Raw genomic sequence first — 963 nt, forward strand, 5'->3', positions numbered from 1 at the left:
AGCCTCTGGTGGACGGTCGTTTTGGTCGACTGCTGATCTACCAGGGGCTTCACCCAACTCAACGACGACACACCGCACCAATCACACAGCACCCCAACCGCTCTCACTCCGAGGATGAAAAAGGCTCCTTGACGTTCGGCTCGGATTCGACGACGTAGAAGTCTTCTTTCTCGCCGGGCCGTCCCCAGGTTCGTGTTCTGGCGGTGATCGTGTCTCTGGTCTGCTGGGTCAGGTGCGGGCGGCGGAGGTTCGCGAATGTCGTGAACGGTCCCGGCGCGACGACACCGTCGACGCCGGCCAGAGCTGGGCGCGCTCGTATCAGCGGGATCAACGCCTCGCTGCCGCGGGCAACGGCCTGCGACACCGCGACCGGGACGCGGGACGCCTCCGCGAGACCGATCAGGGCACGAATGACCGCAGCGATGCGGGCACCGTAGATGCCGATCGCGAGCGCCATTCCGCCCTGCGCGGCAGCCGCCGACCCGCCACCGGTGAACGGCGCGGCGATCCACCCGAACGCTTGGTCGACAGCGACGATCGCGATGAGTTCGATGAGCGCACGTTTGATCGTGTTCTTGGTCTGTTCCACTGAACTCGCGTACGAGTCGCAGGATTTCGCGAGTTCATCACACACCCCCGCCAAGGCGTCGAACTGGCCCTTGACGATGTCGGCCTGCTCGAGCGCTTGGGGTGTTTCCGGGCTTTGCTGTGCCTCGATCAACTGTCGTGCGTTCGGCAACGGACCGGCCGCGATACGTAGGGCGTTGGCCATGGTCCGCCACGCCGCGGCGATCTTTCGCAGGACGTCGGGGTGCCCATTCGGCCACAGCTCGCCTCCTGCGTTCCGCATAATTCCGGGGTTTCGGAGCCCAAGACTGCCGGTTTCCGCGGGTCGCGGGGTCTCGGACGAGAGAAACTCTGAAATTTGCCTAGAGACGCGATTCGCTGAATTCGAGTAGCGTG

General features: G+C 64.3%; 1 protein-coding gene. It reads right to left on the reverse strand.

Annotated features, from left to right (window positions below; genetic code table 11):
- Nucleotides 1-103: 103 nt before the first annotated feature.
- Complete coding sequence (locus tag IU459_RS37305; protein WP_195134278.1) at nt 104-850, reverse strand: hypothetical protein; 747 nt, start codon at nt 848-850, stop codon at nt 104-106.
- Nucleotides 851-963: the final 113 nt, after the last annotated feature.

The sequence above is a fragment of the Nocardia amamiensis genome (assembly GCF_015477605.1).
Lineage (GTDB): Bacteria > Actinomycetota > Actinomycetes > Mycobacteriales > Mycobacteriaceae > Nocardia > Nocardia amamiensis_A.